Below are 24,164 nucleotides of genomic sequence, written 5' to 3' on the forward strand. Positions count from 1 at the left end.
ATATCAGAAAAAAAGTGTTGTATTTTGGACTGGTTTTAGCCGCCCAATTCAACCCATGGTCCCTCCTTCCTTCCTGCACATCCGGATAGAATTCATTCTATTCGGTCTCACGCTGCTTTCGGTAGCCTTATTTCACCACCATACCCTTAAAGTTGCCTTGTTGGGCCTGCTCAGCATCGTAATCTTCAAGCTCGTATTTGACCCGACCTACCATTGGGAAGAACACTTCCTGGGAACCCGACCCTTTGTGGAGCAGCTCCTTGATAAGCACGTACGGGGCGGCGAGTGGGCCATTCTGCTGAACCTGTTTGGTTTGCTCCTGGGGTTTGCCATCCTGGCTAAACATTTTGAAGCCTCCGGCGTGCCCGATTACCTGCCCAGGTACCTGCCCGACGACTGGAGAGGAGGCTTTATGCTGCTGGCCCTCATTTTCGTCATGTCGTCTTTTCTGGACAATATCGCCGCCGCCATGATTGGGGGTACCATAGCCCTGGTGGTTTTTAAACACAAGGTACATATTGGGTACCTGGCCGCGATTGTGGCGGCCAGCAACGCGGGAGGCTCGGGAAGTGTGGTAGGCGATACCACCACCACCATGATGTGGATTGCGGGCGTACCGGCCGTGGAGGTACTACCGGCCTACATCGCAGCCGTGGCCGCTTTCCTGACTTTTGCCTTTATCGCCTCCCGGGTGCAGGACCGGTACCAGCGCATTCAGAAAGACCCCGTAGAGGGGCTCACCATCGACTACGTCCGACTGGGGCTGGTGTTACTGATCCTGCTACTGACCATTGCGACCAACGTACTCTTTGACTTCCCGGCCCTGGGCGTTTGGGTGGCTATCCTGCTCGGCTCGCTGGTACGCCAGACCCCCTGGCATGAGTTGCGGGAAGCCCTGCCGGGTACGCTGTTCCTGCTTGCCCTGGTGACCTGCGCTTCGCTGATGCCCATTGACGAACTCCCCCCGGCCTCCTGGCAGTCGGCTTTTGTGCTGGGTTTTGTTTCGTCGGTATTTGACAACATTCCGCTTACCAAGCTGGCGCTCGACCAGGGTGGCTACGACTGGGCCGTACTGGCCTACGCCGTGGGCTTTGGTGGCTCCATGATCTGGTTTGGCTCCTCAGCCGGGGTTGCCGTTTCCAATATTTTCCCGGAGGCCCGATCCGTGGTACGCTGGTTTACCAAAGGCTGGTTTGTGGCGGTTGCCTACGTAGTAGGCTTTCTGGTTATTCTGCTGCTAAAGGGTTGGCAGCCTTAGTGGCTGGCCATAAGCGTAGCTCCCGAAGAGAATGCACTGCGGCAAACCCCTTAACCTCCCATTTAGTACCGGGATAGACTAAGTAAATACGCTGAATAGAAGCGATACATATTAAGCCTTTCCCATTGAAATTATATTGACGATAGTACGGTTAAATCTCTCCATTTGCTCCTTTATTTTCTGCTTGGCGGACCAGGGACCTGCCTTAATTTAAAGCCCCAAAGACATAAGCTCTTCAGCCGGTGGTAGTGCACTGGTCAGGATGCCCTGATTGGTTTCCTTAAGCGTTAGCCCGACTTTCAGCGTATGTCTGTGTGTAAGATACAACATAGCGCGATTTTCCGGGTTATGAAAGTAGGGCCACTTTATATATCTATGAGCAGATTTACTTTTACATTCCTGTACATTTATCTACTGAGTCATAGCCTGTTGGCGCAGCTGGCAATTACCTTTCCAACTGAGCGGATGGTACTTCAGCGCGATCCGCAAAAGCCGGTTCAGATACCGGTGTCCGGGTTTGCCTTTCTCCCCTTCGACCGGGTAGAAGCGCGGTTGGTGGCGCTGGATGGAAGCCTGCCCGTAAGCGAGGAATGGAGCCTGCTAGAGGCACGTCCGCAGCACGGTAGTTTCAGTGGCTCGCTGGCTGCGCAGGGAGGTTGGTACCGGCTGGAAGTACGAGGGATATTCCAGGAGAAGCCCGTGGACACCGTTCGGGTTAACCGGGTAGGGGTAGGCGAAGTTTTTCTGATTTCGGGTAACTCCAACGCCATGGGCCTTCCCAACCTGGGGGCCAAAGGGGCTTCTGACCAGGTAGTCAGCTTCAACGCCCTTAACAAATCTCTGAACAAAGAATTTATTACGGTAGCGCCCAACGAACCTTTCCCAAAGCCGGTTTTTACCCCTCTTTCTGCTACTAATAACGTATTCCCGGCGGGTGAAACGCCCTGGTACTGGGGCGAACTGGGCGACATGCTGTCCAAACGGCTGGGGGTACCTATCCTGTTCCTGAATGCGTCCTGGGCGGCTGCTAACTCCGAAAACTGGCGCGAAACGGCCGAAGGGCGTGATACCCGCAATATTTACGTGGGTAAGAACTGGCCCAACCGCCAGCCCTACAGCAACCTGATCAATACACTCAGGTACATCAACTCGTCGGTGGGCGTACGCTCCATACTCTGGTCGCACGGTGAAAACGACGCCGCTCACTTAAAAATATCGCAGGCCCGGTACTACGACAACATGCGGTTCCTCATTCAGCGGTCGCGGCAGGATTTTGGCCAGAATGTACCCTGGGTTATTGCATTAGCTTCGGTGAGTATCAATTTACCTTCGCCTTACCTGCCTGTGGTCAATGCGCAGAAACAGCTCGGCAATGACCGCGGCTTCAATCTATGGCCCGGCCCCGATACGGACCTGATACAGGTACCCCGGCCGGAGCACGGCCACTTTGAAAACGTAAACAGGGGTACGCAGGGACTGACCGAAGCCGCGCAGGCCTGGAACAACAGCCTGACCGATGAATTTTTTCAAAAGTCGGTTCCGGTACTGCCGCGGGGCTTTGTTCATACGGGCGTGGTACCGGCCGCCGCTCCACCCGGCAGCCGCTTCCAGATTTCCTACCGGGTAGGCAGCAACCTGTCGGCCGGCAGTCAGGTGCAGGCCGAGCTGCTCAACGAGACCGGTGCTTACGTGGCTACCGTGGGTGCCGGTAGCGGCAGCCCCCTGATGGTGACTCTGCCCGGAAACCTGGCCGCTGGCCAATACCACATCCGGGTGGTGGTACAACAACCCCGCCTGGTGGGCAGCCTCTCGGAACCGCTGGTGGTAAACCCCGAGCTGAAATCACCGCAGTTTATCCGCAAGTTCATCGCCTACCCGACCGAATACGAAGTAACCCTCTACTGGCTGATGGCCATTGATACCGAGCGTCGTAGCATGACTGTACAGAAAAGTCTGGACCGGGAAAACTATGAGGACGTAGGTCCGGTTAATCCGGGGCCGGACACCCGAAATCCGCAGTTCTATTCTTACGTAGACCCCAATCCCGACGAGGGAACGGCTTTTTACCGCATCCGGACGGAACACTGGAACGGTAGCGTGCATTTTTCTCCCTCCGTGGCCGTTTTCAGAGGCGACGCCCCCCCGCCGTTTACGGTATTTCCCAACCCGGCCGAACGGGGACCCGTATTCCTGCGCACCGACAACGCCGAGCAGTTTGAACTGCAACTGGTCGACCAGCAGGGACGGGTAGTACCTACCCACGTCAGGCCCAGTGAAGTTATTGGATTATCTATTATGGAGCCCGCTACTTTTATTAACCCGGGTCTATATACGTTGGTAGTCGTGCACGAAGCCAAAAGGTACTCCCAGCCTATCCTGTTCCACTGAGCGGGCTTTGCCTAAACAGGCCCCTATCTCCCTCCCAAAGGCTTTTTTACGGTATAAGTACAGTGGGTACGTACCTTTCTCAGCAACTGACAAGTACCTTTCACAGCACCAATTATAAGCGAAAAGGCCTCAAAGACAGGGACACATGCTCCTTTCTTTGAGGCCTTACCTATAGGCTATCTTATTCGTTGTCAGGGACTATACATTACCCATTACGTACATCTCCTCCAGGGTTGGGTTGGGACTACCTCCCGCTTTTTCGAGGGTGATGGCGAAGGCCGCCGCGCCCGGCTGAGTAGCTTTCATTTTCAGTATTTTACCAGCAAACTCTGCTTCCAATACCCCCATGTCAACCGGCGTACCATTTACAATGCTCCACAGCTGATACTGCCGGCCGGTGGGAGGTACGGGCAGCCGCTGCACGTCCAGCAGTACTTCGTTGGTAGACTGGTTCCAGAAGGCCACTACGCTGCTTTCCGGCGATTTTTCGACGCCTGCCATTCTTACCGTCCGGTAGTTGGGGTTTCGGTACAGGCTGGCCAGTGTCTTCTGGTATTCGGCATCTGTCCTGAGTTCGGCCATTTCCGAAACAAGTACCTCGTTCTGCTGGCGGTACTCCGACATCTGGTACATAGCCCAGCCGAGCATCAGGGCCAGCAGTACCGAAGCGGCTACGGCCATCCTGCTCCAGAGTGGTCGGGCATTGGTAGCCGACTGACCGATGGGTACTACCGTGGCATCTTCTGCTTCTTCGGCGGGCACTCCCTGGACGGGCAAAGGTCCGAAACTCATTTGAGCAAATATTTTTTCTTTCAGATGAGCAGGTGGAGGAACTTGGTGTTCAAGCGCATATTTCTCCATCGCCTGCTCCAGCTTCCGGAGTTCTTCCTTTATCTCGGGGTAAATCCGGGACATACATTCCACCTCCTGCATTTCCTGCTCAGAAACGGTGCCCAGCACGTATTCTTCTAAGATGCCTGACTCTATGTAGGCCTGAATATTCATACTGAAAAATAATTTTTTAAATCTTTTAGCGCGGTTCGAATGCGCGATTTTACAGTGCCAAGTGGTATACTGAGTCGTTCGGATACTTCTTCCTGCGTATAGCCCTGGAAGTACACCATATCTACCAGAATCTTTCGTTCCGGTTTTAACTTCTCTACCAACGATTTTAAATCCATAGTTGAAGGCGATGGCTGATAAGAGGCATTTTGCTCGGCGCGTTCAAGATTATCCTGAATATCGTCAAAGCCGGGTTTTCTTCCCTCTGCTCTTACGGCATCAATACCGGTATTCCGGGCAATATTCAACATCCAGGTGAACAGCCTTCCTTTGTCAGGGTTATAAGACGAAATACTTCTCCAGATTTTCAGGAATGCCTCCTGCATCACATCCTGGGCCCTTTCCTCATCGCGAACAATTTTGGAAATTACGTTATATAACGAACCGGAATAGTGATCGTACAGGTATTCAAAGGCAGCCTGGTCATTTCTTTTCAGTGAAGCAACCAATTCGTCTTCTGTGTATTTTGGTTTTTGGGTCGCCAAGGGTTGCTAGAAGTTATTTTTTTACCTGGGCGGCAATCTAACAAATTTTAATCAAGGCTGTTACAACTTTTTTCCAAAAAAGTAAGAAACAGGAGCCAAAGCCACATTTATTTCAACTTCTGCCCCTGTTTCCGTGTGAATAAAGCGGGGATTCCGGCTACGGATAGCAGTACCTAAGGTTCATTGTCTTTTTCATTTCTCATTTTATTTTTCATCTGGTTGACTTTAAAAAAACTTACGCAGATTCTTGATCTGTGGATCATTTTAAGTACTCGTTTTGTTGAATATTTTCAACAGTTCTACATTTAGAACCTCCGAAAGACAAGCCAAACCACTTTATTTGTATTTTTTACAAATTTATATATTCTTACCCTGACCTGATGAAAAAAACTTTTCTTTTCGTAACGGCCCTTCTGGGCACCCTCTGCCTTACCGCCCACGCTCAGCGTACCCTTATTCATTGCGGCAATCTGCTGAATGTAAAAACCGGCGAAGTACAGCGTCAGATGACCCTGGTACTGGACAAGAATAAAATCGCGGCCGTGGAGCAGGGGTACAGCCGGGCCGCCACCGGCGATAAAGTCATTGACCTGAAAAACAAGTATGTACTGCCGGGGCTCATTGATATGCACGTCCACCTCGAAAGCGAAACCCGGCGCGGCGGCTCCTACGACCGCTACGTACAGAATCCGCCGGATGTGGCTTTTCAGGCGGCTAAGTACGCAAAAATCACCCTGCTGGCGGGCTTTACCACGGTACGGGACCTAGGAGGCAGTGGTGTGAACGTAGCGCTGCGCAACGCGGTCAATAAAGGGCTGGTAGAAGGCCCCCGAATAGTTACCTCCGGAAAGTCCATTGCCTCCACCGGCGGTCACGCCGACCCGACCAACGGCTACCGCAAAGACCTCATGGGCGATCCGGGACCCAACGAGGGGGTGGTGAATGGCGTGGAAGACGCCCGCAAGGCTGTGCGGCAGCGGTACAAGGACGGCGCGGACCTGATTAAGATTACCGCCACCGGCGGGGTACTTTCCAACGCCAAAGATGGTCAGGGACCGCAGTTTACCGAGGAGGAAATACGTACTATAGTGGAAACGGCCCGTGACTACGGCTACCTGGTAGCGGCGCACGCCCACGGGGCCGAAGGCATGAAGCGGGCCATCCGGGGCGGCGTACAGACCATTGAACACGGTACCCTCATGGACGACGAAGCCATTGAGCTGTTCAAAAAACACGGTACCTACTATGTACCTACTATCATAGCCGGCCGTACTGCCGCCGACTCGGCCCGGATTATGGGGTACTACCCGCCGCTGGTTACGCCTAAAGCGCTGGCCATCGGGCCTAAGTCACAGGCTACCTTTGCCAAAGCCTACAAGGCGGGCGTGAAAATTGCCTTTGGGACCGACGCGGGCGTTTACCCCCACGGCTACAACGCCAAGGAGTTTGAGTACATGATGGAAGGAGGTATGTCGGCTCTGGAGGCCATACAGGCGGCCACCCTGACCAACGCCATGCTGCTGGATATGAGCGATTCGATAGGTACCCTCGAGGTGGGCAAACTGGCCGATATTATTGCCGTGGACACCAATCCTTTGCAGGACATCAAAACGTTACAAAAGGTCTCTTTCGTTATGAAAGATGGTACCGTCTACAAGCAACCCTAGCCCATAGCCAGCTGTCTCTAACTCAATACCCGGCGAACTTACCAGCCGGGTATTTTTTGTATAGCAGGAGGAAAAGCTTGCAATACTCCCATGCGAAGTCTTTAAATTAGCCAGACAAAAGGCTTTTTTCCTAAACTTAACTCCCGTTATGACTTCCGAGCGCATCGGCAACTACCGCTGGCGGATTGTTATGCTGCTTTTTGCAGCCACAACTATCAACTACATTGACCGTAACGTACTATCATTTACCATGATAGACGAAGACTTCAAGCGGGAGATGATCGGGCTTGCGGCCGGACAGCCAATTTCGGATGCGGATAACATTCTTTACAAAGAGTGGATGGGCTACGTCGATTCGGCTTTTAAATGGGCCTACGCCATTGGGTACGTACTGGCCGGCTGGCTGATCGACCGCATAGGTACCCGCCGGGGCTACGCTATTTCCATGTTTGTGTGGAGCATTGCCGGGGTACTCAATGCCTTTGTGGGTTCGTTAGGTACCATGAGCGTTACGCGCTTTTTGCTGGGTTTGGGTGAATCCGGCAACTTTCCGTCGGCCATCAAGACCGTGGCCGAATGGTTTCCCAAACGGGAGCGCTCCTTTGCCAATGGAATTTTTAATGCCGGTACCAACGTAGGTATTATTATAACCGCCCTGACGGTACCCTGGCTGACCCTCAACTACGGCTGGCGGGTGTCGTTTATCGTGACCGGTTTGCTGGGCTTTGTCATGCTGGGCATCTGGTGGACTACCTACCGCCGTCCCGGCAAGCATCCGCAGGTAACGCAGGCCGAGCTTGACTACATCAACAGCGACCAGGAAAAAACGCCAGAAAAGAAAATCCCCTGGGCCAGCCTGCTCACCTACCGGCAGACCTGGGCCTTTGCCATGGGTAAGTTCATGACCGACCCGGTATGGTGGTTTTACCTGACCTGGCTCCCCGACTTTTTTAACAGCAACGAAGCCCTGGACCAGAAACTGGACCTGAAAAGTATCGGTATTCCTTTCCTGATCATCTACCTGGTTTCGGATGTAGGCAGTATTTTCTTTGGCTGGTTATCTACCAAGTTTATTGAAATGGGCTGGAGCATCAACCGCGCCCGCAAGACCACCATGCTCATTTGCGCCGTTTGTGTATTCCCGATATTCATAGCCTCTACCACCAGTAATATTTACATTGCCGTAGCCCTGATTTCGCTCGCTACCGCCGCCCACCAGGGCTGGTCGGCTAATATGTACACCTTTGCGTCGGACCTGTTTCCCCGGCAGGCGGTGGCTTCCGTGACGGGTATCGGTGGTATGTGTGGCGCCATTGGCGGAGCCCTGTTCGCGGCCGTTACGGGGATCATTATCGGGCGGGTTGGCTACGAGCCGCTGTTTATTATTGCCAGTGGTACCTACATAGTGGCGCTGGCGGTTATTCACTTTATAGTACCCAAAATGCAACCGGCCAATGTAGAGGGGGTGTAGAACTTCCAAAGCGGCTCGCCTCCGCACCGGCAGGTAATTACCTTCTTTGGTCAAAAAACCCTGGAAACTATCCGCCCAAATAAATCCAGAAAGGAGTACACATGCTGTTTAGAAAAACCATCCCGCCCATCTCTCCTCTTCGCCTGACGAAGTACCTTCTGGCTTTGCTGGTATTGCCGGTGGGCTGTGTAGACAGTTTCGACCCCAAATTTACCTCTACCGTTAACGTAGTGGTAGTTGATGGTACTATAACAAACCTTCCCGAGCCCCAGGTTATCCGGCTCAACCGCTCTCAGGCCGATCCCGTCACCGGTCGCTTTGGTACGGCCCCCATTACTGACGCCACGGTGCAGGTAGTTGTCGATTCGTCGGAGGTGATTAACGCCCACGAAACCATCGCAGGTACTTACCGGCTCCCCAGCGATTTCCGGGGGCAGGTGGGGCATAGCTACCAGCTGCGGCTTACACTGCCCGACGGCACCAGGTACCTGTCTACCTCCCAGGTTATGCCCGCTGTACCTCCCATTGAAAAAGTACAGGCCCAATTCACTACCCAGGCCCCAAGGCCTAATGATCCCACCGGGCTCATGAGTGCTCATGAATTTTACCTGGATACTAAAGACCCGGCCGAGGAGCATAACTATTACCTGTGGGACTGGAGGGTCTACGAGCGGCAGGAGTGGTGCCGCAGCTGTGAGCAGGGGGTGTACGCCGTGAACAACATTATTCCCAAAAAGTACTTTCATAATATGTTTGTGTCGGGCGAAGAGCTGTTTGAGGACTGCTTTATCCCTCCCCCGCCAGACCCCAATGATTGGCAGGCGCCCAGTGTTGATAGAACCTACTGGGTGTACGACTACCGCTGCCGGACACGCTGCTGGGAGATTATTCACAACTATAACCTGAACCTGTTCGACGATGCCCTGACCAACGGAGGCCCGATCCGGGGCCGCAAGGTAGCCACCATCCCGTACTATCAGCGTATTGGCTGTCTGGTTGTTATCAGACAGTTGGGTCTTACTAAGGATGCCTATCAGTTTTATAAGATTGTCGAAACGCAGAGCCAGAATTCGGGCGGACTGGCTGACACGCCTCCTTCGGCCCCGGTAGGTAACGTGAAAAATGTGGCCAACGAGCGGGAAAACGTGGTAGGTTTCTTTACGGCCTCGGCGGTTTCGGAGGTTCGCCACTGGCTCGACCGCAAAGACGCTACCGGACTACCCATAGCAGCCTATGATGAAAAAGGAAATCCGCTACACGCCCACGAGGAATTGTACTTTGCGCTTTACAATCGTCGTCCTTACCCCGAACCCTACCCCCCTTATACGGGGGAGCGGGAAGCCGTAAAAATACAGATCTGGGGTGGACCGCCCCGGGTACCTACGGCGGTTTGTGTACCCAGCGATAGCCGAACGCCCCAAATACCGCTAGGGTGGCCGGACGAATAGAGGTACCAGGGTAGATACCGGATACCCGAACCCTACGTTTTTACGTGATAAACACAATTCGGGCGTAAACAGGCGTTACCTGCTGCTCCTGCTATACCTGTTCCTTTCATTTTCGCGTTAGCAAAAGTAAAACCTCTCCGCCATGCCACTCCGCCTGCTCCTGATGATCCTGATAGGCCATGGAGCGGAAGCTCAGCTTTACACATTTTATGAAAGACCCCACCGATGGTCAGCAACCGTAGAAGCAGGTGGCATCAGTCCGGTACTTGCTGTCAATGCGGAGTACAGTCTTTTCCAGACGGGAAGAACTTTTACGGTAATCCACCTTGGCATTGGCCACACCTTTACCAATTACAGCCTCCATTCACTGCCTCACGCCCTAACCCTTAATTACCTGTTGAACAGAAGGAAGCCCAGGTGCCCACCCCCCATTGGCGAACCCAAACAATGGTTTTTAGAAGTAGGAGCCGGAGGATTAGTTTTTAACAGCCCCAAGGACAAGGAATATTACCGTTTTACCCCCATTATTGGGGTACGGCGCTACCAGACCGCCCGGTACACCCGTACCCGGTACTTTTATAAAGCCCAATTTACGCCTTTAATCCTGGGAAAACTTCTTCCCTGGGGCGGAATCGGATTGGGTATGATTCTCTGAGATTTTTATTCCGGCTTACAACTCCCGCTAGACCTAAGGTACCTGTCCGGAATTCCTGGCCTTTTCATTTACTTCATCGTTAGATAGTTTAGATCAGAAATCGGGTCTAATAGTATTTATAGTACCTTTCCTGCTTTTATCACCAAACCAATCAATTCAATACTCACTATGTCGACCCGTAGAGATTTTTTACAGAATATAACGCTGGGCGTAGGCTTCACGGCCATGGCCCAAAGCCTGATATCCCCCGCCGCCGCGTCCCCTTTTATTACTAAAAATCCTGCTCAAAAGCTACGCGTAGCCATTATGGGGCTGGGTAGCTACGGTACCCGCGTGGCCGAAGCCATGGAAAAATGCCAAATGGCCGAATTGACGGGTCTTATTACCGGTACGCCCGCCAAAGCCGAAGCCTGGAAGAAAAAGTACAATATCGCCGATAAAAACATTTATAACTACAGTACCGTCAGTCAGATCCGGAACAATCCGGATATTGATGTGGTCTATGTTATAACGCCCAACTCGCTGCACCACAAGCACGTAATACAGGTAGCCAACGCCGGCAAGCACGTGATCTGCGAAAAACCCGTCGCCGACAACGCCAAACAAGCCCGCGAGATGATCGCCGCCTGCGACAAGGCCGGGGTTAAGTTTTATGTAGGGTACCGCCTCCACTTTGAGCCCCACACGCGCGAGGTGATCCGGATGCGCGAGGCGGGAGAGTTTGGCAAAGTAATGTACATGGAAAACGGATCTGGTTTCAAGATCGGCGACCCGACCCAGTGGCGCCTCAAACAGGAACTGGCCGGAGGTGGCGCCCTGATGGACGTGGGTATCTACTGTATCAACGGGGCCCGCTACGGTACGGGCGAAGAGCCTACCTGGGTAACGGCGCAGGAGGTAAAAACCGATCCGGTTAAATTTAAGGAAGTAGACGAAACCATGACTTTCCAGTTGGGCTTCCCGAGCGGAGCCATCGCCAACTGCTCAACTACCTATAACTTCAACGGCCTGGGAAGCCTGCGACTGATCGGCGACAAAGGGTTCGCCCAGCTGGACCCGGCTTTTGGTTACGGCCCCATTAAAGGACGTACCCACAAAGGCCCCCTGGACCAGCCCGTCGTAACGCACCAGACCGCCCAGATGGATGGCCTCGCCGACTGTATCCTGAACAACAAGCCCGACCCGAATATGACCGGTGTGGAAGGTCTGAAAGATATGCTGGTAATCGACGCGATCTATGAGTCAGTGCGGCAGGGCGGCAAGAAAATCATGATTAAGAAAGTTTAAGCTTACTTCCTCAACCGGCCAATACGGCCGTAGGTAAGAAAAAGAAAGAAAGCCGTCAGGCTGAGCAGATATACTACATTGCGCGAGTCGACCAGGCCCCGACCGAGGGCCTGGTACTGCTCGTCGAGCGCCACCCAGGAAAACATCAGGGCAAGGCTCCCACTCTCCAGCAGCTGCGACAAAGCACTGAAACCCACGTACCACACAAAGCCCAGAAATACGCCCAGCACAAAGGCCACGATCTGGTTGTCGTTGAGGGAAGAGGCCCACAGGCCCATGGCCACCAGTACCCCACTCAGCAACAGCAGCCCGATGTAGGAACCTGCCACCGCCGCCGAGTCAATGTTGCCGGGCGGATTGCCCAGCCAGTACACGCTAAGGTAGTACAGCAGGGTGGGCAGTAAGGTAAGAGCTACGAGCAGCCAGTTGGCCAGAAACTTACCAAGTACCAGTGACCAGTCGCTCAGGGGCTTGGTAAGCAGCAGTTCAATGGTACCGTTGCGGCTTTCTTCGGCCAGCGAACGCATGGTAATAGCCGGAATTAGGAACAGCAGTACGTAGGGCGTCAGGGCAAAAAATGTACCCAGGTCAGCGTAGCCGTAGTTCAGCACGCTGGTATCCGGAAACACCCACACGATGAGTCCTACCGCCACCAAAAACGCCGCCATGACGATATAGGCGATCAGGGAATTAAAAAAACTGTTTACTTCTTTACGAAATACTGCAAACACAAAGGCTCCGATTTACTGGTCAGATAACGAGATTAACGCCCGCGAACGTCTACTTCTTATTCAAATACCGGCTTGGTTTTGCGCATAACGGCCGCCACGATAAGCGATATGATAAAGCCAAAAATGACGTAAGTAAGAATGCCGGTGATGAACATGATACCGGGTGACATGAATTTCTGCGAAATGGCCATGGCCTGGTCTATCTGGGCGTCGTCCATGCCGCGTCGTTCCATATCATCCCGGGCCTTATCCAGCGACTGCTGCATAATGGTATTATCAATAAACTCCATGTAAAACATGGCAAAGGTAGAAGCCAGCAAGCCCACAATAGCCGAAACCAAAGTACCCGTACCCAGCCCCTCGCCGTAGGAAAGAAAGCCCCCGTTCTGCTGACGAAAATCTTTTAGCGCCCAGATTATGCCCCCGATCAGGATCAGAAACGCCAGGGAAGCCAGGCCCTGATTCTGGTTCAGGCCGGTTACGTTCAGAAGGGTAGAAAAAACAATTACAGCAACCGCCGTAATGGCTCCATATTTCAGGGCTATGCGCGCAGTAGAGATATTCTCTTGCATACAGGTAGGTGTTAAAGGGTTATTATGGGGCTCAATATACTAAAACCTTATAAAACAAGGCGCTATAAAAGGATGAATGGCTCCGGCAGGTACTTAATCTTTTTTTGTGCCCTGATATATACCATAACTTTGCCGCCGCAGGATCATTGAAATCAGGATGATTGGCAGGATGCCCATAATGGTTTTCTTCCCGAGTTCATCCGAAATAATGTCGGAGCGTTCGGTAGTGGCCACGTTCCGGAGCATGGTTTGGAACTCAGCCTCGCCAATATTCTTGACCATTTCGGCTTTCCCCTCCATGAGTAGCCGCTGCATTTCGGCCAGGTAGTCCGTAAATACGGCCGGATCAACGTAGGTAATAAAAAAGTAAATTAGCCAGCCGTTAACCAGGGCCGCTATGGTATTTACAATATAACAAATAGACAACGCTTCCCACAGGTGCAGCATCCCCTGCCCTATGTACTTACGGTAGTACCAGCAGGTCGCCGCCATCATGATGAGGTGAATACCAAAGTCCAGCGACTTTTTATTGCCCAAAGGCAGTACACCAATAAAATACAAGGCCAGAAAGTAAACGAACGTGAGCAGGCCCGTTATGGCGCCAAAAGCCAAAGGTACCTTCAGGAGGGGTTTACCAAAATAATTTTTTATAAAGTTCATAGATACGTTGTTCAAGGCCAATTAGTCAAACCACCGGAAACTGCCCTGATTAGCTACTCCACGCACGCGCCCCCGCAGTACCTTGCCCAGGAAAGGCGTGTTTTTTGACCGGGAATAGGAGCGCTCAAACGACCACTCGGCATCGGGTTCAAACAGGGTGAGATTGGCCGGATTCCCTTCGGCAATGGTTACCTCCGGCAGGCGCAGAATACGGCGGGGCTGCGTCGTCAGTTTTTCAACTACGGCCTCCACGGCTAACCCGCTGTACATCCGGCTGAGCGAAAAGGCCGTTTCCAGGCCGGTGATGCCAAAGTCGGCATGGTCAAATTCCAGATTTTTACTCTCTTCATCGTGCGGACTGTGATCCGACACAACCACGTCGATGGTACCATCGGCCAGGCCCGCCCGTACCGCTTCGGCATCCGCCGGTCCCCGGAACGGTGGATTTACTTTCAGATTCGTATCAAAATCCATCAGATCCCGGTCTTCAAAAGCCAGCTGATGCGCCGCCACGTCACAGGTTACAGGTAGTCCTTTGCCTTTGGCCTCCCGGATCAGCTCCACCGCCCGGGCGGTAGACACCAGCGACACGTGCAGTAAGGGGAGCCCCACATCCGCCACGGTACTTTTTTCCAGGGCGTATTCCAGCAACTTCAGGTCGCGGTTCAGCATCATTTCCTCGGCCAGCGCCGGCATCCCTTTTAACCCCAGCAGGGTACTTGATACACCTTCGTGCATCTGGCCGAATAAAGTCAGCTGGCGATCTTCGGCCCTGTTCATCAGCAGGGCGTTCAGCGGGCTCAGGTACAACAGGGCTTTCAGCAGAATGTCGGCGTTCTGGATGGGGTGCTCGCCGTCGGTAAAGGCCACGGCTCCGGCGCGGTGCAGGTCTATCATTTCGGTAAAATCCACGCCTTCGGCTCCTTTGGTAACGGCCGCTGCCACGTGCAGTACCACGGGCCCGCCATTTCCGGCCTTCCGGACGTAGTTGAGGGTACCTTTGGAGTCAACTACCGGGCGGGAGTTGGGCAGCAGTACCACCTCCGTAAAACCACCGCGCGCCGCCGCTTCCTGTACCGACCCTATATCTTCCTTGTGTTCAAAGCCGGGGTCCCGCGAGGCGACCCGCATATCCAGCCAGCCCGCCGACAGGCAAAGACCGGTACCTTCTTTTACAGGAACACCTTCGGCCGTGAGCCCTTCCCCTATCTGAGCAATGGTACCCTGGTTAAGTAACACATCCTTTACCTGGCCATGGTACGGAGAGCTTTTATCAATGATACGGACCGAACGAAGTAGTACTTTCATATAGCAGATAAAGCTGTTTTGGTTAACCTCATCCCGCGCGGGAGGCGCTCCTCCGGCGGCGACCCTTCTCCTTTGAGGTGCAGTTCATAAAAAAAGCTCCTTACGGAGCTTTGGGGGAGCTTATCAGGCACCCACATACTGTTTGTATTCGTCCGCCGACATCAGTCCATCGGCTTCGCCCGGGTCTGATACTCTCATACGAATCATCCATCCTTTTTTGTAGGGGTCATTATTAACTACCTCGGGTGAGCTGTCCAGGTCAGGGTTCAGTTCCAGAATTTCACCGGATACCGGCAAATAAAGGTCCGACACCGTCTTCACCGCCTCAACCGAACCGAAAACATCATCTTTGGAAAGGCTCTCGCCTACGGTGTTCACATCCACGTACACGATATCTCCCAGTTCGTTCTGGGCGTGGTCGGTAATACCTACCACCGCTTCGTCACCTTCCAGGCGAATCCACTCGTGGTCTTTTGTATATTTCAGTTCTTCGGGAAATTCCATAAGTACAGTTGAGTCGTCAGTTTGCTATGATTCTTTTTTAAGCTCCGCAAATTTCAGGATGTAAGTGGGATTTTCCAAATAAGATTTCTTCCACTTTTTTCGGCCAATTTATAGTAGTTTTCAAGAAAATTTGCATTCTAATACCGTACTTCACAAATGATTATACTTAATAACAATGCAATTTAACCTGTTTTCATCCGAAACCCAGGCTACCTCCTCCTACCGGTGGTGGCTTTATACTTTCTGCGCTTTTGGAGTATCGGCGGTGCTTTACTCCTGCATGAACAGCAAGAAACCAGGCAGCGGCAACAGTACCCAGGCTGTAAGTCAGGCTGCCCCGGCCGCCGCCACTAAGCCGCGCGTGCTGGTATTTTCCAAAACCAAAGGCTGGAAACACTCTTCCATTCCGTTTGGGATAGCGGCCATTCAGAAATTAGGCCAGCAACATAGCTTCGTAGTCGATACCACCAAAAACTCCGCCTACTTCAACGACGACAGCCTGCGCAACTACCAGGCGGTTATCTTTAACTGTACCACCGGCAACGTCCTGAACGCCGAGCAGCAGGCTGCTTTTGAGCGCTATATTCAGGCGGGCGGTGGCTATATGGGTATCCACTCCGCCGCCGATACCGAGTACGAGTGGCCCTGGTACGGCAAACTCATGGGCGCGCACTTTGCCAACCACCCGCTCAACCCCGGTGAGCGCATGGCGGCCATTGATGTCACTGACAAAAAACATCCTTCCACCGCTCACCTGCCCGACCGCTGGGAGCGTAAGGATGAATGGTACAGCTATCGTTCCTTCTACCCCGGCCTCAACGTACTGGCTTATCTCGACGAAAACACCTACGACAACGGTACCAACGGAGCCAACCATCCCATAGCCTGGTACCACGAGTTTGACGGCGGCCGCGCTTTCTACACTGGCGGTGGCCACATGGACAGCAGCTACGACGAGCCGCTGTTCTTACAGCATATACTGGGTGGTATCCGGTATACGATGGGCGACGGAAAACCTCTTGATTATAGCAAGTCGTACGCCAAGGCCATGCCCGAAGAAAACCGTTTTGTAAAAACCATTCTGGTCAATGACCTGGATACACCGATGGAACTGGCAGTAGCCAATGACGGACGGATATTCTATACCGAACTACGTACGGCTAATCTGTATTTGTTTGATACCCGCACCAATAAAAATTCATTGGTACACCGCTTCGACGTAGCTACCAAAGGTGGTACCGGACTGATCGGCGTGACGCTGGACCCGAATTTTTCGAAGAATAGCTGGATTTACCTCTACTACTCCCCTCCTACCGATAAGGAGCCTATCCTATTCAACCTGTCGCGCTTTACGGTAAAAAGCGACAACACCCTGGACCTGGCTTCGGAGAAAATACTGCTGCAGGTACCGGTTCAGGAAAATAGCGGCGCGCACCACGGCGGCTCTCTGGCCTGGGACAAAGAGGGGAACCTATACCTGTCTACCGGTGATAGTTCCAGCCCGTTCCCGTCCAATGGCTACGCTCCCCTTGATGAGCGTCCCGCTAAAGAGTACGTCAGTCTGGATGCCCAACGCTCGTCGGCCAATACTAACGACCTGAAAGGAAAAATCCTGCGAATCAAACCCCAGGCCGATGGTACGTATACTGTCCCTGAAGGCAACCTGTTCCCGAAAGGAATGGCGAAGACCCGTCCAGAAATATACACGATGGGTCTGCGTAACCCGTACCGTATTGCCGTTAATCCTAAGACTTCTGTGCTGTATTGGGGCGAGATTGGTCCGGATGCGGGTAAGGACAGTATTCAGGGGCCACGTGGCTACGATGAATTTAACCAGGCCAAAAAGCCCGGCAACTTTGGCTGGCCCTACTTCGTAGGCAACAGCTACCCCTACGCCAAGTGGGACTTTGCTACCGAGAAGGCCGGTCCGCTCTTTGACCCCAAAGCTCCGGTGAACAATTCACCCAACAATACGGGCTTGACGAACCTGCCTCCGGCCACGCCGGCTATGATCTACTACCCTTACGCCGCTTCCAAAGAATTTCCGGAACTAGGTCTGGGTGGTCGTAGCGCCATGGTGGGTGAATTTTATACCTATGACAAAAACTCCCCGTCCAAAACCAAATTTCCTGAGTACTACGACGGTACCCTCATTGCCTTCGACTGGATGCGTAACTGGGTTATGGCTTTCCGCTTTGATGAGAACGAAAACTTCCTGCGGGCCGAACCTTTCATGACCGTCAACGGCGACTTCCGTCGACCCATTGACCAGGCTTTTGGTAAAGATGGCGTGATGTACATGCTGGAGTACGGCTCTGTTTACGGTGCCGATAACGAAGATGCGCGACTGGTCAAAATTGAGTACAACACCGGCAACCGGGCTCCTATTGCGAAGGCATTCGTGATGGATTCGGTGGAGGCGGCACGCCTGCCCAAGCGCGTATTCCTGACCTCCGAAAACCGCTACGTTTCTACCCAGAAAGAAGCCGTCGGAGACGCCCCCTTGCGCGTGATGTTTGGCAGCCGCGGTACCGCCGACCTCGACGATGACGATGAAATCACCTACCAGTGGCTGTTTGATGGCAAGTCGGTTGGCTCTAGCCGTCCTACTGCCTCCTACACCTACACAAAGCCGGGTACTTACAGCGCCATCCTGAAGGTAACCGACAAGGCCGGTCAGGTAGGTACCGATACCATAGTGGTGAAGGTAGGTAATGCCCGGCCGGAGGTAGCCATTACTTCACCTAACAACCGGTCGTTCTTCTGGGAGAATAAGCCGTTTACTTACGATGTAAAAGTGAAGGATAAAGAAGACGGTACCATTGACCCCAAAAAAGTAAAAGTTTATTTCAGCTACAATCCGCAGCCAAGTACCCTGCCGGGCACCGCGCCCATCGGGCATCAGCCGGAGGCACCACTGGTGTCGGCCTCGCTGGGTAGTAGCCTCATCGCCAACAGCGACTGCCGGGCCTGCCATACCGTAGATAAAGTATCCGTAGGACCTTCCTTTACGGCCGTAGCGCAGCGGTACAAGGGACAGGCCAATTCGCTGGCTTCGCTTTCCGCCAAGATTATCAGCGGCGGGGGTGGCAACTGGGGCAAGGAGCACGTAATGAGCGCGCACCCGCAAATCTCCCCGCAGGACGCCAACGAAATGGTGAAGTACATCATGTCCCTGAACGAGCCTCAGAAGCAACTCACTACGCTATCTACCCAGGGTACTATCAAACTGACCGAGCATAAAAAAGACGAGCCCAGAGGGGAGTACACCCTCATGGCTACCTATACCGACAAGGGAGGTAATACCATAGGGCCACTGGTCAATACCGACGTAGTCACCCTGCGCTCTGCCAAAGTACAGACCGTCTACGCCGACGCGCACGTAGGCTTCCCACGCTGGGGCAACCGCCTGAGCGGTGGTAACCACAAGGCGTACATCCTGCTGAAAAACATAGACCTAACGGGCATCCGCAAATTTATGTACGAGTACAGTTCGGGGAAGCAAGGTGAAATTGAAGTGCGGATTGATTCTCAGGCCGGCCCGGTCATCAGCCGCACGCCCTACACCCCTACCGACGGCAAACCGGGTACCGTTACCGGCGAAATAACCACGCCAACAACGGGTAAACACGACGTGTACTTTGTGGTAGTAAAGCGCGACAAACCCAATGACAATATCATTACCCTGTCGAGTATAGAGTTTCAGGAGTAAGGTTTTTGACTGTATCCGTGCCACGGTTTAGAACCGTGGCACGGATTAACTTAGCTTTGTAAGAAGGTAGCGCAGCCCGATCAGGAATGGTCGGACTTCTTTATTAAAAGCTCTTCCTTTACCATCTATCTGGCCTTAACTCCTTTCAGCATAAAGCTATTTTCTATATGAAAATATATTCTTTGTTTACCGGTACAAATGCATTCTTTCACAAATCAAAGTAGTATGAAACCATCTGCTCTCTTAAAAGCCATGGCTATTGCTGCCTGTTGCGGCCTGGCAGTCGGAATTGCAGTAGCAACGGCAGCCCTGCTTACCACATAAAAACAAAAAGCTTAAACAGTCTGTCAGCAGCAAGAGATTAACAGCAGTCACCTTGTCTAAGCGGTTTGGAACAGTGGCACGGGTCACTTAGCTTTGTAAGAATGTAGGCGCGGCCCGATCAAAACTGATCGGGCCGCGGCCATTTTGACCTATCAACAAAAGCTTAATTCACCCGCTTTACCCTGAATTTTGCTTTGAATTCCGTGGCGGGTGGATCGAACTCACCCGTAATAAACAGGTTGGCTGAAATCTCTCCTTCGATATAGCCCCCGATGGGGGCCCATTTGGTGATGGTGACGGTGCCGCCGGTATATTGGGTGTTAAGTCCGCAGCCCCGGTCGGTACAAATCTGATAGCTGCTGCTGTACTTTTCATTTCCTTTGGCATGGCCGGTATTCACCGTGATCGCAGCAAACTGTCCTTTTTCTATGTTCCCAAAGGAGTAGGTACCCACGCCGATCGCCTTCCCCTCCGGTCCTTTAATCATCAGATCAAAGGTCTGGTTCCCGTTAATATAGGAGCTAATACTAAATTTACCCCGGGTATCTACCCTGATGCTACCGGTTTCATAATCGCCGGTGTTGTAGAGCTTCGTACCTTTGAGGGTATACTCCAGAAACTGCTCATCGCCTATCTGAATCTCTTTCTGCAGCAGGAGAACTTCCTTCCCGGCGTAGTTTCGGGTCGGGTCATTTTTATTCACAATTACAGTGAAGTTGCTCAGCCGCACCCCTACGCCCACCGGATTCACCGTAGGTACTGTGGCAGGTGCTTTGAAGGTTGCGGCACCTGGTTTGTCGGAGGTTACTGTGCCTCCGCCGTAGTTTATGGACCACTCAAACCGGGTGCGCGAACCAACGTAGTCTTCCAGTACGCCCAGTTTGGGATCACCATCTCCGGTCAGGGAGTAATTCATATATTCCATTACTTTGAGCTTGGTAGATTCGCCCTTGTTCAGAAAGCTGTCATCGGCCACCAGCATAATGGTTTCGAAGTAGGTCCAGTCGCTAAAATGGGTAGTTTCCACGGTCAGCGTTTGGTTCTCTTTGTGTAAAAAAGTGTTCGTTGCTACCCGATAAAAGCCTTCAGCATCCTGATAGGTGAGGTACAGGAACTCCGGGTTTCCGCTTTGTAAAGCGGCTCCCTGGTAGGAAAGTGTAAGGGTAACGGGTTTACTGAATTTCACTCCCTCGGGCAGCAGCCTGTATGATCTGGCCGTGCTGCCGGGGAAGGTATTCTCCACCTGTTGAATACTGAAGGTAGTAGGAGCGTTTACGGCACCAGCAGGTACCGAGAGGCGAATGCTGGCATCCGGCATCTGCAGCTCGCCTCCATTCGGTCCGATAGACTTTATAACGGGTGCGCCGATCAGAGCGCCGTGCCCGGTTTTGATGGGCTCACCGGCGGTAGGTACTTCGGTACCTTCGGTGGGTTCAGGAATATTTTCGTGGCAGGCGCTGACGACTATTTTTAGTAGCAGAAGCAACAGAGGTAACAAATTTGAAATTTTCATGGCTGATAAAATGATACAAGAATGAGAAAAAGGTACTTGAGATAGTCTTTTAATAGATAAAGAAGGGGTCGTCGTTGGTAGTGAGCAGTCCGTTTTCGTAGTCGCCACTACTTCCCAGGTGCGGCTTGAAGTAGAAGCCCTCTATGGCAGCGGCATGACCACTGGAAACGCTTTTGCTCAACTGTATTTGTCTGCCCGCCCCGTTCAGTTTGGCTTCGGCGGTAATGCGGTACTCGCACTGGGCTATGTCATGTACCCAGTAGTTGTACTCGCCCGCCTCAATGGTGAATGATTTCTTTATTATAGTCGGGGCGCTTCCGTCAAACAGCGTGGCACCCGCTACCGGCGTTAAAGTAATGGTGACTACCGTGCCGGCTGCCATGGTAGAAGCATCGGGACCCAGGTTTCGGAAAAGCAAAGTACCTCCGAAATAGCCCGATCCTGAACGTTCGCTCCGGGGACGGTCGGGAATTTGGCCGGATAACTGCCAGCGAAAGTTCTTCACAACTCCATCCTTACCCGGACTAACGGCATCATAATCCGCCGCCGCAGGCATACCCAGGCGCAGGTGGTAGGTTTTCCCTTTGTAATTTACCTCCTTCCAGGCGTATACTTTCCAGCTACCAATTTCCAGCTTGGGTAGCTTATAACGCCCCTGCTGGTCGGTGGTTACTTCGGTTGAGCCATAAAGGGCACTGTTGTCGGCGCGTACTTTTACGCCCGCCATAGGTGCACCCTTGGTATCCACTACCGTACCGGTTACAGCATAGGATTCCGTAGGGGGGTCGGTACCAGGCTCGGGAGGTTGCACTTCGCAGGAGGAAAGAAACAGGCACTGAACGAGAAGGAATAGGGCTGTTTTGGCAAGCGTCTGAATAGATTGAAATGGTACACTTTTCATGACTAAGTTTTTTGTAAAGTTTATTCTGATAAAAAAATACAATTCATAACTACTAAAGAAGGTACCTGCCCGTGCTACAGCTTTATCCCGGACGCCTTGTCGCAGGCAAACTGAATGGTTTCGTAGGTACCTCTGAGCTTCGCATTCTCCCTGATGCGTCGCTGAATGCAGGGAGCGAATGTTGCCGATACAAAGTAAAAGGGAGGCTCGTAGCCAGACAATGCGGGAGCTGCTGAATTGAATAAATAAGCTATTAATCGGTACAAATAGCGGTTTGAATCGTACCTGTGTGTCAGGGGAACGGGGTAGGGAAAAGATCGCCCGAACGAAGGAAGTACATCAGCCTTCGTACCGTCCAGACGCGCCGCCTGAATATTACCCGAAAGCTTGGGGCTAAAAACAACGTCAGGCTGGTCAACGAAGCCCACAAAAGAGGGTCACTTTAGTAGTTGCTCCAGTTTAGGCAGCCTGCCCAAGCGAATAGATTCGTTCCTACTACTGCTTTTACAGCTATATAACTACAAATGGATTCATGAAATATGCACTCCTGACTATAATGGCTGGCCTGGTAAGCTGGTCGGTTGGTACCTTGACCAAACCTGCTACCCCTGCCGTTCAAAAACAAGCCAAACCCAACATCCTGATCATCTACCTGGATGACCTGGGCTACGGGGACGTAAGCGCCTACGGGCAGAATACGCTAAAAACCCCCAATATAGATAAGTTAGCCAAGGGTGGTGTACGATTTACCAACGGCTACGCTACCTCCGCCACCTGCACGCCCAGCCGCTACGCTATGCTGACGGGCATCTATCCCTGGCGCAACGACCAGGCCCGGATACTCCCCGGCGACGCGCCCCTGCTGATCGACACCACGCTGATGACCCTGCCCAAAATGCTCCGGCGGGCGGGCTACCGCACGGGCATAGTAGGTAAATGGCACCTGGGCATAGGAAACGGCAACGTTGACTGGAACCAGGACCTCCAGCTGAACCCCAACGACGTGGGCTTCGACTACTCCTACATTATGGCCGCCACCACCGACCGCGCTCCGACCGTCTACATCGAGAACCGCCGGGTAGTAGGGCTGAGCGCTAATGATCCGTTGTACGTGAGCTACGAGAAGAATTTTGAAGGCGAGCCTACTGCTATCTCCCATCCTGAACTAATGACCAAGCAGAAATGGCATCACGGGCACAACCAGTCGGTCCATAATGGTATCCCACGCATTGGTTATCAGAAGGGCGGCAAGTCGGCCCTATGGCACGATGAGGACATGGCTGATGTTTTCCTGAATAAAGCCAAAGCTTTCATTGATGAAGCAAGTCTGAAGAAGGCTGGCAAGCCTAACGAAGCCCGTCCCTTCTTCCTGTACTATGCCTTACAGCAGCCGCATGTACCCCGCGTACCACACCCCCGCTTTGTGGGTAAGTCGGGTATGGGGCCACGGGGTGACGCTATTATTGAAGCCGACTGGTGCGTGGGCGAGATCATGAAAAAGCTGGAAAGCGAAGGACTGGCTGAAAATACGCTGGTGATTTTTTCCAGTGACAACGGCCCCGTTCTCAACGACGGCTACTACGATGATGCGGTGGAAAAGATAGGGAATCACAAGCCCGCCGGCAGCTTGCGGGGCGGCAAGTACAGTCTGTTTGAAGCCGGCACCAAAGTACCCTTCATCACCTACTGGAAGGGGCGCATAAGGCCGCAGGTGTCGGATGCGTTGGTGTGTCAGTTGGACTTTCTGTCCTCATTGGGTCAACTGGTTGGCGCTAAGAATAGCTCCGTGGATAGTCAGAATTTGCTTCCGGCCTTGCTGGGCGAGTCGAAGACAGGAAGGAATGAGCTGGTGCTGGAAGCAACCGGACGGCTGGCTTATAGGAAAGGCAACTATATCCTGATCCCGCCTTACAAGGGCAACGCGTTGTCGAAGGAAGTCAATATTGAAACGGGGGTTTCGCCGGAGTATCAGCTGTATAACGTTGAAAAAGAAGCGGGTCAGAAGCAAAACCTCGCCAAACAGCAACCCGAAAAATTACAGGAAATGAAATTGGCTATGCAAAAGGCAGTAGGAGATAAATTTAAGCCTAGTACTGCCGATCTGGAATTAAAGTAAACAATCCTCTTCGACAGGAGGCACTTTGTGTACGTATAAATTTTATCCTAAAAAAGGCAAAGGCCGGTTCTTTTCAGAGTCGGCCTTTTTTCATAAGAGCTG

The 24,164-nt window shown here is 52.6% G+C and carries 19 protein-coding genes; 9 read left to right on the forward strand and 10 right to left on the reverse strand.

Annotated elements, in window-relative coordinates; translation table 11 throughout:
* The first annotated feature begins 55 nt into the window (after positions 1–55).
* Positions 56–1,258: a hypothetical protein gene (locus VGN67_RS07990; protein ID WP_327486276.1), complete on the forward strand. Its 1,203-nt coding sequence runs from the start codon at positions 56–58 to the stop codon at positions 1,256–1,258.
* A gap of 375 nt (positions 1,259–1,633) precedes the next feature.
* Positions 1,634–3,646: a sialate O-acetylesterase gene (locus VGN67_RS07995; RefSeq protein WP_327486277.1), complete on the forward strand. Its 2,013-nt coding sequence runs from the start codon at positions 1,634–1,636 to the stop codon at positions 3,644–3,646.
* A gap of 198 nt (positions 3,647–3,844) precedes the next feature.
* On the opposite strand, the gene VGN67_RS08000 is transcribed toward VGN67_RS07995, so the two are convergent.
* Together VGN67_RS08000 and VGN67_RS08005 are read right to left on the reverse strand one after the other, a co-directional pair.
* Positions 3,845–4,651 (reverse strand): anti-sigma factor, encoded by an 807-nt coding sequence (locus tag VGN67_RS08000; protein ID WP_327486278.1) that lies wholly within the window; start codon positions 4,649–4,651, stop codon positions 3,845–3,847.
* Complete coding sequence (locus VGN67_RS08005) at positions 4,648–5,193, reverse strand: RNA polymerase sigma factor (RefSeq protein ID WP_327486279.1); 546 nt, start codon at positions 5,191–5,193, stop codon at positions 4,648–4,650. Before VGN67_RS08005 ends, VGN67_RS08000 begins: the two co-directional genes overlap by 4 nt.
* 380 nt (positions 5,194–5,573) lie before the next feature.
* On the opposite strand from VGN67_RS08005, the gene VGN67_RS08010 reads away from it, so the two are divergent.
* The 5 genes from VGN67_RS08010 (at position 5,574) to VGN67_RS08030 (ending at position 11,721) form a co-directional block, all read left to right on the forward strand.
* Positions 5,574–6,860 carry a metal-dependent hydrolase family protein gene (locus VGN67_RS08010; RefSeq protein ID WP_327486280.1) on the forward strand — a complete coding sequence of 429 codons (1,287 nt, stop codon included), beginning with the start codon at positions 5,574–5,576 and terminating at the stop codon, positions 6,858–6,860.
* 148 nt (positions 6,861–7,008) lie between these two features.
* Complete coding sequence (locus tag VGN67_RS08015) at positions 7,009–8,331, forward strand: MFS transporter (RefSeq protein ID WP_327486281.1); 1,323 nt, start codon at positions 7,009–7,011, stop codon at positions 8,329–8,331.
* 101 nt (positions 8,332–8,432) lie between these two features.
* Positions 8,433–9,779 carry a DUF4249 domain-containing protein gene (locus VGN67_RS08020; protein WP_327486282.1) on the forward strand — a complete coding sequence of 449 codons (1,347 nt, stop codon included), beginning with the start codon at positions 8,433–8,435 and terminating at the stop codon, positions 9,777–9,779.
* 142 nt (positions 9,780–9,921) lie between these two features.
* Entirely contained in the window at positions 9,922–10,434 is a 513-nt protein-coding gene (locus VGN67_RS08025; protein WP_327486283.1) for a hypothetical protein, read from the forward strand.
* Between the two features lie 168 nt (positions 10,435–10,602).
* On the forward strand, positions 10,603–11,721 hold the full coding sequence (locus VGN67_RS08030; RefSeq protein WP_327486284.1) for a Gfo/Idh/MocA family oxidoreductase: 1,119 nt from the start codon (positions 10,603–10,605) through the stop codon (positions 11,719–11,721).
* Between the two features lie 2 nt (positions 11,722–11,723).
* Here VGN67_RS08030 and gldF read toward each other — a convergent pair whose 3' ends face one another.
* From gldF to gcvH, 5 genes are all read right to left on the reverse strand, one after another.
* Positions 11,724–12,452: a gliding motility-associated ABC transporter permease subunit GldF gene (gldF, locus tag VGN67_RS08035; RefSeq protein ID WP_327486285.1), complete on the reverse strand. Its 729-nt coding sequence runs from the start codon at positions 12,450–12,452 to the stop codon at positions 11,724–11,726.
* Positions 12,453–12,508: 56 nt separating this feature from the next.
* The gene (locus VGN67_RS08040; RefSeq protein ID WP_327486286.1) at positions 12,509–13,024 is read right to left on the reverse strand and encodes a DUF4199 domain-containing protein; all 516 of its coding nucleotides are present in this window, start codon (positions 13,022–13,024) and stop codon (positions 12,509–12,511) included.
* Positions 13,025–13,117: 93 nt separating this feature from the next.
* Positions 13,118–13,684, reverse strand: coding sequence for a DUF4199 domain-containing protein (locus VGN67_RS08045; RefSeq protein ID WP_327486287.1), 567 nt, complete (start codon positions 13,682–13,684; stop codon positions 13,118–13,120).
* A gap of 21 nt (positions 13,685–13,705) precedes the next feature.
* Positions 13,706–14,992 (reverse strand): dihydroorotase, encoded by a 1,287-nt coding sequence (locus tag VGN67_RS08050; RefSeq protein WP_327486288.1) that lies wholly within the window; start codon positions 14,990–14,992, stop codon positions 13,706–13,708.
* Positions 14,993–15,115: 123 nt separating this feature from the next.
* Positions 15,116–15,496 (reverse strand): glycine cleavage system protein GcvH, encoded by a 381-nt coding sequence (gcvH, locus tag VGN67_RS08055; RefSeq protein ID WP_327486289.1) that lies wholly within the window; start codon positions 15,494–15,496, stop codon positions 15,116–15,118.
* A 175-nt stretch (positions 15,497–15,671) separates the two neighbouring features.
* On the opposite strand from gcvH, the gene VGN67_RS08060 reads away from it, so the two are divergent.
* The gene (locus VGN67_RS08060; protein ID WP_327486290.1) at positions 15,672–19,208 is read left to right on the forward strand and encodes a ThuA domain-containing protein; all 3,537 of its coding nucleotides are present in this window, start codon (positions 15,672–15,674) and stop codon (positions 19,206–19,208) included.
* Positions 19,209–19,695: 487 nt separating this feature from the next.
* On the opposite strand, the gene VGN67_RS08065 is transcribed toward VGN67_RS08060, so the two are convergent.
* From VGN67_RS08065 to VGN67_RS08075, 3 genes are all read right to left on the reverse strand, one after another.
* Complete coding sequence (locus tag VGN67_RS08065; protein WP_327486291.1) at positions 19,696–21,045, reverse strand: hypothetical protein; 1,350 nt, start codon at positions 21,043–21,045, stop codon at positions 19,696–19,698.
* A 49-nt stretch (positions 21,046–21,094) separates the two neighbouring features.
* A complete protein-coding gene (locus VGN67_RS08070; protein ID WP_327486292.1) occupies positions 21,095–21,946 on the reverse strand; it encodes a carboxypeptidase-like regulatory domain-containing protein in 852 nt (283 codons plus the stop codon).
* 74 nt (positions 21,947–22,020) lie between these two features.
* A complete protein-coding gene (locus VGN67_RS08075; protein ID WP_327486293.1) occupies positions 22,021–22,374 on the reverse strand; it encodes a hypothetical protein in 354 nt (117 codons plus the stop codon).
* A 104-nt stretch (positions 22,375–22,478) separates the two neighbouring features.
* Between VGN67_RS08075 and VGN67_RS08080 the strand changes: the two genes are divergently transcribed.
* Complete coding sequence (locus tag VGN67_RS08080) at positions 22,479–24,062, forward strand: arylsulfatase (RefSeq protein WP_327486294.1); 1,584 nt, start codon at positions 22,479–22,481, stop codon at positions 24,060–24,062.
* Positions 24,063–24,164: the final 102 nt, after the last annotated feature.

The sequence above is a fragment of the Telluribacter sp. genome (assembly GCF_035998675.1).
GTDB lineage: Bacteria > Bacteroidota > Bacteroidia > Cytophagales > Spirosomataceae > Telluribacter.

What these genes read in the sequence shown, in the direction of transcription:
- VGN67_RS07990 (WP_327486276.1), top strand. Translation starts at nt 56, where the DNA reads ATGGTCCCTCCTTCCTTCCTGCACATCCGGATAGAATTCATTCTATTC.
- VGN67_RS08025 (WP_327486283.1), top strand. Translation starts at nt 9,922, where the DNA reads ATGCCACTCCGCCTGCTCCTGATGATCCTGATAGGCCATGGAGCGGAA.
- VGN67_RS08015 (WP_327486281.1), top strand. Translation starts at nt 7,009, where the DNA reads ATGACTTCCGAGCGCATCGGCAACTACCGCTGGCGGATTGTTATGCTG.
- VGN67_RS08060 (WP_327486290.1), top strand. Translation starts at nt 15,672, where the DNA reads ATGCAATTTAACCTGTTTTCATCCGAAACCCAGGCTACCTCCTCCTAC.
- gcvH (WP_327486289.1), bottom strand. Translation starts at nt 15,496, where the DNA reads ATGGAATTTCCCGAAGAACTGAAATATACAAAAGACCACGAGTGGATT.
- VGN67_RS08040 (WP_327486286.1), bottom strand. Translation starts at nt 13,024, where the DNA reads ATGCAAGAGAATATCTCTACTGCGCGCATAGCCCTGAAATATGGAGCC.
- VGN67_RS08030 (WP_327486284.1), top strand. Translation starts at nt 10,603, where the DNA reads ATGTCGACCCGTAGAGATTTTTTACAGAATATAACGCTGGGCGTAGGC.
- VGN67_RS08070 (WP_327486292.1), bottom strand. Translation starts at nt 21,946, where the DNA reads ATGAAAAGTGTACCATTTCAATCTATTCAGACGCTTGCCAAAACAGCC.
- VGN67_RS08010 (WP_327486280.1), top strand. Translation starts at nt 5,574, where the DNA reads ATGAAAAAAACTTTTCTTTTCGTAACGGCCCTTCTGGGCACCCTCTGC.
- VGN67_RS08000 (WP_327486278.1), bottom strand. Translation starts at nt 4,651, where the DNA reads ATGAATATTCAGGCCTACATAGAGTCAGGCATCTTAGAAGAATACGTG.
- VGN67_RS08080 (WP_327486294.1), top strand. Translation starts at nt 22,479, where the DNA reads ATGAAATATGCACTCCTGACTATAATGGCTGGCCTGGTAAGCTGGTCG.
- VGN67_RS08050 (WP_327486288.1), bottom strand. Translation starts at nt 14,992, where the DNA reads ATGAAAGTACTACTTCGTTCGGTCCGTATCATTGATAAAAGCTCTCCG.
- VGN67_RS08020 (WP_327486282.1), top strand. Translation starts at nt 8,433, where the DNA reads ATGCTGTTTAGAAAAACCATCCCGCCCATCTCTCCTCTTCGCCTGACG.
- VGN67_RS08065 (WP_327486291.1), bottom strand. Translation starts at nt 21,045, where the DNA reads ATGAAAATTTCAAATTTGTTACCTCTGTTGCTTCTGCTACTAAAAATA.
- VGN67_RS08045 (WP_327486287.1), bottom strand. Translation starts at nt 13,684, where the DNA reads ATGAACTTTATAAAAAATTATTTTGGTAAACCCCTCCTGAAGGTACCT.
- VGN67_RS07995 (WP_327486277.1), top strand. Translation starts at nt 1,634, where the DNA reads ATGAGCAGATTTACTTTTACATTCCTGTACATTTATCTACTGAGTCAT.